Annotated in this window: 7 protein-coding genes and 1 tRNA gene; 1 reads left to right on the top strand and 7 read right to left on the bottom strand. The window is 36.6% G+C overall.

Annotation, left to right across the window (positions count from 1 at the left end; translation table 11 throughout):
- Window positions 1-87: 87 nt before the first annotated feature.
- The 6 genes from CVS92_RS08290 to CVS92_RS08265 all read right to left on the bottom strand — a co-directional run bounded on the left by CVS92_RS08290 (window position 88) and on the right by CVS92_RS08265 (window position 3,995).
- Window positions 88-163, bottom strand: a tRNA-Phe gene (locus CVS92_RS08290).
- A gap of 162 nt (window positions 164-325) precedes the next feature.
- A complete protein-coding gene (locus tag CVS92_RS08285) occupies window positions 326-1,102 on the bottom strand; it encodes an energy transducer TonB (RefSeq protein WP_084108863.1) in 777 nt (258 codons plus the stop codon).
- Window positions 1,077-1,460 carry a TonB system transport protein ExbD gene (gene exbD / locus CVS92_RS08280; RefSeq protein WP_107709125.1) on the bottom strand — a complete coding sequence of 128 codons (384 nt, stop codon included), beginning with the start codon at window positions 1,458-1,460 and terminating at the stop codon, window positions 1,077-1,079. Before exbD ends, CVS92_RS08285 begins: the two co-directional genes overlap by 26 nt.
- Window positions 1,447-1,875: a TonB-system energizer ExbB gene (gene exbB / locus CVS92_RS08275; protein ID WP_084041708.1), complete on the bottom strand. Its 429-nt coding sequence runs from the start codon at window positions 1,873-1,875 to the stop codon at window positions 1,447-1,449. The genes exbD and exbB overlap by 14 nt, the downstream gene beginning before the upstream one ends.
- Window positions 1,876-2,010: 135 nt before the next feature.
- Window positions 2,011-2,955: a lipopolysaccharide heptosyltransferase II gene (gene waaF, locus CVS92_RS08270; RefSeq protein ID WP_107789127.1), complete on the bottom strand. Its 945-nt coding sequence runs from the start codon at window positions 2,953-2,955 to the stop codon at window positions 2,011-2,013.
- Window positions 2,952-3,995 (bottom strand): glycosyltransferase family 4 protein, encoded by a 1,044-nt coding sequence (locus CVS92_RS08265; RefSeq protein ID WP_107789126.1) that lies wholly within the window; start codon window positions 3,993-3,995, stop codon window positions 2,952-2,954. Before CVS92_RS08265 ends, waaF begins: the two co-directional genes overlap by 4 nt.
- A 118-nt stretch (window positions 3,996-4,113) precedes the next feature.
- Between CVS92_RS08265 and polA the strand changes: the two genes are divergently transcribed.
- Entirely contained in the window at window positions 4,114-6,750 is a 2,637-nt protein-coding gene (polA, locus tag CVS92_RS08260; RefSeq protein ID WP_107789125.1) for a DNA polymerase I, read from the top strand.
- A 75-nt stretch (window positions 6,751-6,825) separates the two neighbouring features.
- On the opposite strand, the gene CVS92_RS08255 is transcribed toward polA, so the two are convergent.
- The gene (locus CVS92_RS08255) at window positions 6,826-7,224 is read right to left on the bottom strand and encodes a DUF2809 domain-containing protein (protein WP_234398725.1); all 399 of its coding nucleotides are present in this window, start codon (window positions 7,222-7,224) and stop codon (window positions 6,826-6,828) included.
- Between the last annotated feature and the right edge of the window lie 244 nt (window positions 7,225-7,468).

Raw genomic sequence — 7,468 nt, 5'->3', positions numbered from 1 at the left:
TAACCTAGAAAAATAGTATAAAAGCCTTGTAAATACGAAATTTAATAGAACCAAGAGAAAAATGATTGATGTTTAAGGAAAGGTTAATGGTGGTTAGAGGCAGAATCGAACTGCCGACACGCAGATTTTCAGTCTGCTGCTCTACCGACTGAGCTATCCAACCACTCGTTAAAGAAAGTCAGATTATACATGTTTAATATTTAAAGCAAGTTTAAAATACACACTTTTTTAAATAAAATAAGTTATGTTTTTCTATTTTGACTTGAAATATAAAAGAAATTCTACAAAACAGATAATAAATTACAAGCTTAAATAAGCTCGTAATTTATTTTAGTGTATATGAAATAGGAAAGCGCAGATAACGATCTTGTTTAGGCTTTGGAAACTCAGAACTTGCTCTTTGAATATTTTCTAAAGCACCATTATCAAGCGACTCAAAACCAGAGCTTTTACTAACTTTAAGTTCATCTATGCTGCCGTCTTGCTTGAGTAAAAACCTAACTTCTACAACTCCTTGATGTTTCATACGTCTAGCATTATTTGGGTAACTTTTATGCCTCTTAACTGCGATTATAACTTTCGTAAAATCTTCATCGCCTTGTGAATTTGATAAATTTAGCTCAGGTGTTACATTTTGAACTGGAGCTGCAGCGATAGACTTGTTATTGGCTGGCAAATTTGTATTTACACTAGCTGGCGGTACAATAGGCTGCACTGGCTGAGCAATTACCGGTTCAGGCTTAGGCTCTATTTTTTTCTCTTTTTTAGGCTCTACCTTTTTTATTTCACGCTTTGGTTTCTCCACCTTTTTAGGTTCAGGTTTTGGTTCTGGCTTTGGCTCAGGTTTTGGTGGCTCTGGCGGTGGTGGTGGAGCTGGTGGAGTTGGCTCTGGGATAAGCATTTGCTCCGCTATTTGAGGTGCTGAGACTTGTGGCACTGGAGTAAATGAATTAAGAGCTATTTTTATCGGTTTTTGCTCACCTATTTTTATCTCATCAAAATCATGTGAAAGCAAAAAATATACTGCTGCTCCATGCACTATAAGCGAAACAGCTAAGCCGCTGTAATTTGAAATTTTATTCAGAGATTGTTTGGATTGCAAAATTTTCGTGGCCCTTCTCTTTTAATATATCAATTACTTTGACGAAGCTATCAAATTTCGAATTTTTATCGCTTTTTAGTTCGATCAATGTCTTTATATCAACCGCATTTAACTTATCTTTAAGTTCGTTCTCAGAAATTTCTACATCATCTATAAAAAATTTATTATCCTTATCAATTACTACACTTATCTTTTTATCGTCCTCTTTGCTTTGCTCAGCACTGTTTGCACTTGGAAGATCAATAGCTATCTTGCCTTGAGCGATAAAAGTCGAAATACTAAGCACGATGGCGAGCAAAACAAGCATAATATCAATAAATGGGACAATATTTAACCCATCTTTTTTATTTAGACGCATTTTCAGCCTTGTATCTATTTAGCATCACATCTACTTTTCTGACAAAACCATTGTAAATCATCAAAGTTGGTATTGCCACAAGTAGTCCAAAAGCAGTTGCTTTTAATGCAAGAGAGAGGCCGACCATTATGCTTTTAGTATCGATTCCGCCTGCCATACCCATATCATAAAATGTGATCATAATTCCAGCAACTGTACCAAGAAGTCCTATATATGGTGCATTTGAGTAGATAATGTAAAGTGTGGTTAAATTTTTGGTTAGTGCTTCTTCAAGCGCTTCAATACTTTTATAGCCTTTTATATCAACGCGTGAATAAAAAATGATACGCTCAATCGTATACCAAAGTACAAAAAAACTCATAATGCCTAAAATCGCAATAATTACATGATCAATGTGATGTTTAATTAGCTCCATAATACCTTCTTAGTAAAAATTTTTGCGTGATTATAGCTATATTGATAACCAATGTCAAATATTTAGTAAAAATGTAATCAAATAAAAACTAAAATTTTTAATTTTTTATGTATATATTTAATTATGTTTAGAATTTCAAAAATTTAATTTTTTTCTTAGCAGCTCTATTTCAGTGATGACCATTTTTGGCGTAAGTTCCTTCATGCAGGCATGTGTTTTTATGGGACACACTCGCTTCATGCATGGCATACACTCTAAATTTAAATGCACTATCTTTGCACTTTCATCTCGCCATGGGCTAGTCTCTTTAAATTTTGTCGGTCCAAAAAGAGCCACAAGTGGCACTTTATAGGCAGCTGCGATATGCATAGGACCACTATCATTTGTCAAAAAGATACCATTTTTTATAGAGCCTATGACCTCGCAAAGCTCTTTTATGCTCGTTTTTCCAGCTAAATTTTCACATTTCATACCATTTTGTAAGAGTATTTGCTCGATTTCATTACAAATTTCAAGCTCCGCTTTTGAGCCAGTGATCTTTACATCAAATTCATCTTTAAAATGAAGTGCAACCTCTGCAAAATAGTGCGGATACCACCTTTTAGCACTTCCGTAGCTAGCACCTGGATTTAGCACGAGGAGTTTTTGCTCGCTTTTTTGTGCATCATAGTAAATTTTTAGTTCGTTTGAAATTTCTTTTAAATTTAGGCTTTGCTTTATGAAATTTAGATATTTCTGCACCTGATGCAAGCTCTCGCTACTCTTTTTAAAGCAAAATTTTTGCGTTGCTTTTAGAAAAAATAGCAAAAATTTACTAGCAAATGAGCTTCTAAAACTAATAGCGATATCAAATTTTCCAAGCTTACTAGCTGTTTTAATAAGGCTTAAATATCTTGAGCTTTGTTTTTTACTATCATCAATTACTACTTTTTCGCACTTTGGATGTGATTTATAAAGCTCACAGGCCACATAAGAGCCAAAAAATACAATATTTTTAGCATTTTTACTTAAATTTTCTATCGCTGCACTCGCCATCACAGCATCTCCAAGCCAAGTCGGAAGCTCTATAAACACTCTCACTTTTGCTCCAAATTTAGCACTTCGTTTATGATTTTAAGAGTTTTGCTTGCATTTTCTTCTATACTAAATTTTTGTGAAAGTAAAAATGACTTCTCTTGCAGCTCTCTCATCATCTCATTATCATTAAGCACCTGCTCCACTAGCTCCAGTATACTTTCATCATTTGGTTCACGCATGATAAAACGATTTTCTAAAATTTCAGCTGCTCCATTTTGAGCCGTTGTAAAGACAATATTTTTAAAGCTAAGTGCCTCTAGGACGACATTTGAAAATGGTTCGTAGTGTGTTGGAAATATAAAAATATCGCTTGCTTCATAAAATTTTGCAGTCATTTTTTGCTCGCCTGTAAAAAATGCCTTTATCTTTAGCTTTTTTGCTAGCTTCTTATATGAATTTAAATTTTTATCTTTGCCTACCATTAGCGCATTTACTGGCGTTTTTAGCTTTGAGACAAGAAGTAAAAAATCCTTTGCTCCTTTTCTTTTAAAGCCATTTCCGACAAAAAGCACAATTGGTAAATTGTAATCGAGTCCAAATTCTTCGCATACGCTAAGTTTTGCTTCGCCCTTTTCCACTTTTTGTGGCAAATTTATACCATTATAAATAGTGACAATCTTCGACTCGTCGACACCATAGGCCGAAATGATTTGCTCTTTTATGTAGTTTGAATTTGCGATTATCTTTTTAGAATTTTTAAAGCAACGTTTTTCTAGATATGGATAGACAAAATTTAAAGGATTAACCCACCAAAATGGCTTTGTGGCACGATAAATTTTATGCACGCCATCCCCTGCCCTGTAAATATCCGTACAACTCACTCGCTCCAAGCTAAAATAAATCTCATCGCTTTGTTTTTGACGTCTTACTTGTGCGTTAAATCTCAAAGCCTTTTTCCATGACGAGATCCTAGCCTCTCCTAGATATGAGCGTATAGATGTGTCTATACCTACGTCTTTTAGGGCTTTGGTAAGCCTTCTTAAATAGCGTTCGGCACCACCTACTGCATTTGGATTGATACGTAAAAAAACTATTTTTTTCATGACCTTAAGCTTTTTATTTTTGTGATTTTTTATTTGTAATGTCCGCCATAATATCAAAAATTTTTATAAATCAGCCTATTTTTTGCCTAAATTTCATAAAATTACACAAAGGATAAAAATGAAAACACTTACGATTATTGACACTTTTGGTTTCTTTTTTAGGCTCTACTACGCCATGAGCGGACTTAAAAACAGAAATGGCAAACCAAGTGGAATGGTGAGCGGCTTTGCAAATTTTATAGCAAGCCTCAAGGATGAATACCAAAGCGACTATCTCATCTTCGCACTTGACAGTAAAGGCAAGACCTTACGTCACGAAATTTTAGGTGATTACAAAGCAAACAGGAGCGAGCCGCCAGCTCAGCTAAAAGAGCAGCTCCCAGTTTGCATAGATATGATAGAAAAAATGGGGCTTTACAGCCTTAGTCGCGAGGGCTATGAGGCCGATGACATCATCGCAAGTGCGGTTAAATTTTGTAAAGACAAAGATATATTTGTACGTATCGTTACGCATGATAAGGACCTTTACCAGCTCATAGAAGACGGTAAAGTAAGCATCTACAGCCCACAAAGCAAGATCGATCATGATAGTGGAAGCTGCTTTGAAAAGTATGGCGTCTATCCAGCTCAAGTAAGGGATTTCTTAGCGATCGCAGGCGATAGCTCGGACAACATCCCAGGTGTCAAAGGTATCGGCGCAGTGGGAGCTAAAAAGCTTTTGGCTGAGTACGGAAGCTTAGAGGGAATTTATGAAAATTTAGCCCTTCTTAGAAACGAGCGCACTAAAAATATGCTTGCCGCCGCAAAAGACGAAGCATTTTTGAGCAAAAAACTAGCCACGCTCTTTGATGACGCCATCACTTCACTTGATCTTGAGCACTCGAAATTTCCAGAGCAAAATCCTCTGATAAATATCTCAGAAATTTTAAAAGAGTACGATCTAAATAGGCTTCTTAAGAGCTTGCAAAAAGAGGAAAGTGTCGAGTTTAAACTAGGCTTTAGGGCAAATTTACTACTTGATGAAGCAAATATTGAAAAGCTACTTGCTGACATCACGCCTAAAACTATCGTCGCATTTGACACGGAGACGACTGGTGTTGATAGCAGGAGTGCAAAGATTGTTGGATTTAGCTTTTGCTTCAACGATGAGGACGCCTACTACGTGCCGATAGCTCACAACTACCTTGGTGTGCCGCAGCAAATTAGCCTAAAATTTGCAACTTGGGCGATAGGTCAAATTTACAAAGGTTGCGTGATCGGACAAAATTTAAAATATGACTTTGAGATAGTTAAAAATAACCTAGGTCTAAACCCACCTGCAAATTTCAAAGATACAATGATCCTTGCGTGGCTTAGCGATCCAAACTCGAGCGTTGGAATGGACGCGCTGGCAAAGAGACTTTATGACTACGATACGATTAAATTTGAAGATATGGTCAAAAAAGGGCAGACTTTTGGTGATGTGCCTCTAGAAAATGCTGCTAAATACGCTGCTGAGGATGCTTGGATAACGCTTAAATTTTATAAAACTTTTCAAAACACGCTTGATAAAAATTTACTTGCCCTTGCCGATACGCACGAGTTTCCTTTTATCCTCACGCTCTTTGACATGGAGCAAAACGGTATCAAGATAAACGAAGCCAAAATGCAAAAGCTCATCCTCGAAAACGACACAAAACTAAAGGCACTAACAAGTGAAATTTACGAGCTAAGCGGCGAAAATTTCAACATAAACTCAGTAAAACAGCTTGGCGTCATACTTTTTGAGCATTTAAAGCTTCCAGCGAAAAAGAAGACAAAAACAGGATATAGCACCGATGAGAGCGTGCTAGCTGAGCTCATAGACGCTCATCCAGTGATTGAGAAAATTTTAGCCTACAGGGAGCTATATAAACTGCAAAGCACCTACTGCGAGCCACTTTTGGCACTTGCGAAAAAGGACGAGGGCTCTCGAATTTATACGAGCTTTTTGCAAACTGGCACGAGCACTGGCAGGCTATCAAGTAAAAATCCAAATTTACAAAATATCCCAGCTCGTGGCAGCCTCGCAAAGGATGTCAGAGAGTGCTTTGAAGCGCGCGAGGGCTATAGCTTTGTGGGGCTTGACTACAGCCAGATCGAGCTTAGGCTGCTAGCTCACTTCAGCCGTGATCCTGCGCTGCTTGAGGCGTTTAAAAATGACGAGGATATCCACGCAAGGACGGCTATTAGCATATTTGGTAGCAGTGATGGGCAAAATAGAGCCGTGGCAAAGAGTATAAATTTTGGCCTTATTTATGGTATGGGTTCAAGCAAACTGGCAAATCAAGTAAATATCACAAGAGCCGAGGCGAAAGAGTATATAGAGCGCTATTTTAAGGCGTTTGAGACAATCAAAGATTTTTTAGAGAGCATAAAAATTTCAGCTAAAAATGACGGATTTGTGCAGACACTACTTGGCAGAAGGCGCTATTTTGACTTTAAAAGTGCCACACCTATGCAAATAGCTATGTTTGAGCGCGAGGCGGTAAATACGGTCTTTCAAGGCTCTGCAGCAGATCTAGTCAAGATGGCGATGGTAAAAGTTAGAGCAAATTTAGATGAAAATACAAAGATGTTGCTTCAAATCCACGATGAGCTGATCTTTGAAGTAAAAGACGAATTTGCGCAGGAATTTGGCAAGGCGACGCAAAAGACGATGGAGGAAATTTACACGTTAAATGTACCACTTAAAACATCACTAAATATCGCTAAAAACTGGGGCGAACTAAAATAAACTGATAAATTTTGCTGGAGCTTTTAAGATGATTAACTCCTGCTTTATACTTAAAAACAAAGTTGTAGTTTATCACTATATCTTTGGACTTTTATACTTTTGCAGAAAGCAAATGATATCAATCAAATAAGCCAGCAAACAGCCCAACGCGTAACATACGATGTCGCTAACGTCAAATGTTCCGCCAAAGACTATGCGTATTATTAAATTATGAATATCTAAAATTTCAAGCACTTTAAAGTATTGTAAAATTTCTATAAATAGCGAGAAAATAAATATTTCAAATGCTAAAATTTTTGGTGCAATTTTAAATATAGCTCGTCCAAATGCGTAAAGCATCACCGTAACTAGCACATCACCCAAATAATGTCGCACGAAGCCACCTTTAACAAAAGCTGCGATATAAATTTCGATTGCCAAAATCACGACTGCTACGGCTAAAAAGAATAATCTAGCTCGCAAGCTATGTCTCATTTTCTCGTATTGAAAAGATTTGTATATTTTTCGTTTTACTTGCATTTTTTTATTTATTTGAAATTTTACTTTTTTACAAATTAGAAATGATATCCATACCATCTTTAAAGCTAGGATTGTGCTGGATATATTTTTCGCCCACAAATGTATTTATAACTTCCATCTTGTACTCGTTAAAAATAGTATTCCATTAGGTTTTACTTGAAATTGCCAAAACCCAGCTATTTCATGAATTGTAATAGAT

It is taken from the genome of Campylobacter concisus (assembly GCF_003048555.1).
In the GTDB taxonomy this organism is placed as follows: domain Bacteria; phylum Campylobacterota; class Campylobacteria; order Campylobacterales; family Campylobacteraceae; genus Campylobacter_A; species Campylobacter_A concisus_AO.
This window is presented reverse-complemented; position numbering and strand designations above follow the sequence as displayed.